The organism is Priestia endophytica (assembly GCF_026790145.1).
GTDB lineage: Bacteria > Bacillota > Bacilli > Bacillales > Bacillaceae_H > Bacillus_I > Bacillus_I endophytica_A.
In genome coordinates, this window is sequence record NZ_JALAMS010000093.1 from 1 (window position 1) to 2,312 (window position 2,312).

2 protein-coding genes are annotated in these 2,312 nt (G+C 34.0%); both read right to left on the bottom strand.

What is annotated here, in order from left to right:
* Nucleotides 1-243: 243 nt before the first annotated feature.
* A complete protein-coding gene (locus MOC86_RS27320; RefSeq protein WP_243520038.1) occupies nt 244-984 on the bottom strand; it encodes a gamma-glutamyl-gamma-aminobutyrate hydrolase family protein in 741 nt (246 codons plus the stop codon).
* A gap of 87 nt (nt 985-1,071) precedes the next feature.
* On the bottom strand, nt 1,072-1,410 hold the full coding sequence (locus MOC86_RS27325) for a hypothetical protein (protein WP_268587022.1): 339 nt from the start codon (nt 1,408-1,410) through the stop codon (nt 1,072-1,074).
* Between the last annotated feature and the right edge of the window lie 902 nt (nt 1,411-2,312).

Sequence of the window (2,312 nt, forward strand, 5' to 3'; positions counted from 1 at the left end):
AAAGCTAGTTAACATAAGATGGATTAAAGGAAGTAAAAGAGCGTAAAACCTTTGTCAGTCAATGGTTTTACGCTTTTCTATTCCTTTAGGCATACTTTTACGGATATTTTATAATCTCTTAGTATCGATATGGACTCCTATCTAGTGAATTTAAATTTGTTCCCTATAAAACAATTTAAATCTAATGTGGGTTTTTCTATTTATCATATTGTCTCTCTAAAGTCAAATGATTAGATTCTATGCTTAATTTTTCCCCTTGACGGACTGTTGCACCTTTTCCATAAAGAGTCTAAATAAGTTTAACATTGAAGCATGTTCTTTTGCCATCATTTCTGGGTGCCATTGCACGCCTACTACAAACTGATTTCCTTGTTTTTCAATGGCTTCAATAACCCCATCTTTTGCCCATGCTGAAACGTCAAAACCAGGTGCTACATCTTTAATTGATTGATGATGAAATGAATTAATGAGAATTCCACTACCATAAAGGTTGTATAAGTGGGTTCCTTCTTTAACAGTAATGGAATGGGAAGGATTACTTGTATTTTTATATTGATCATGTTTGACAAATGATCCTTCAATTTCTGATATGTCTTGGTATAGAGTCCCCCCATAAGCAACGTTTAAAATTTGTAAACCACGACAAATAGCTAATACAGGTTTCCTCTGATCAATAACATGCTTTAATAATAGCTGTTCGGACTTATCTCTTGCTAAGAAAGGTGCTCCAATCTTTATTGTAGGTTCTTCTCCATATAAAAGTGGGTTTACGTCTTGCCCACCCGATAAAATCAACCCATCTATGCTTTCTGCCTGCGCTTTAATCATTTTTTCATCTTCTAAGACTGGTAAGATAAATGGAACTCCTCCACTAAGTGTTGTTGATTCAATATAATCATTGTTTACATACGCTCGTTTATATCCTGGAAAGCGTCCTCCTTGATCCACACTAATGTTTCCTGATATGCCAATTAAAAATTCCACCGTTGTCCTTCTCCGTTTCCGTTGAATTATCCTTCTCTAAGATACCTTCTATTCTTTATTTTATCTTTTCACAGGGGGAAAGGTTTATTATTTTGTGTCTTGAGGCAAGTTCACTGATCCACCAACAAGAGAAGGTGAAAAACAGTTAGAAGACTCAATACGTTGTTCTAACAATATTCCCACACCATTTTCTGGTAACTGATTTGATCTCTTGCTTATAAATGGTTGATGACCTTCTCCTGTAGAATTGTAAGAAACGACGACTAATTTCTTTTCATCCTCCTTAGGCAAGTTCAAATCCATAGGAAGACGCGCTACTTGCGGATAAAGGTCCTCTTTGAATATGGTCGGTTCTTTATTGATAAGTACTTCATAGAAATGCCCTTCATGAATTAATCCAATTCTATGCTGATCCAAATTGCTCATTACTATATCCTCCTTATATCGATATAAATACGAATGTACAGATATAGTATCAGTTAGAAAGTAATACAGTATTCTATTTATATTTAAACGAACCTTATCATTATAAAATGTATACATTTTGATGTTCCACAATCGCGCCCTTTTCATGAAGACTTGGTTTCAAGGTAATATTAATAACGATTTTCCGCATCAGTCCCCTTTACTTTAAGTAAAATTTGCTGAATTCCTCGGGATATACCGAGTGTTTTTTTGTAAATAATAATATTGTTAAACAATAAATTGAGGAGGACTTGTATGTAACAGGATCAACAAGCTAAAGAGAATTTGGATTCTATTATGAAACCAGAATTTTCTGGAACTGATGTACAAAAAGTAAAACAAGAAATTCAAAAAGATGTAAGTGAAGGACAAGGAGCAATGCATGATTAAAAAACCACTCTGAGTGGTTTTGTTCTGTTTTGAGATTAAACACTTTGCATCTCTCATTTGGATTTGATCAGGATGCTACAAATTTAATAATTAAGCACGATTGGTTTGAAAGACCACCTCAAGCGATTAGCCCTAAATATCTAGCTGAAGAAAAAACAATTTGTACCATTTTTACAAAGGAGTTACTCCACAACCTGGCCCGATTGTTGAACAAGAAGTAAAGGGGTGATACATATTAGTCATGTATAATATGTATCACCTTTTATTTTTTAAATCCTTTTACGATTTAGGTCTTGATAAGACTTTATCAGGTAAGTCTTTATAATTATAAGTTTTGCCTAAATCTAAATTGGCATATTTATCTTCATTGTTTTCCATACCCACCTTAAGACCTCCACGGCAAACAGCCTTATCATACTTTTAACAGGAATGCACATCATATACAAATTTAGTTTAGTCGGGTAAGTTAGGGG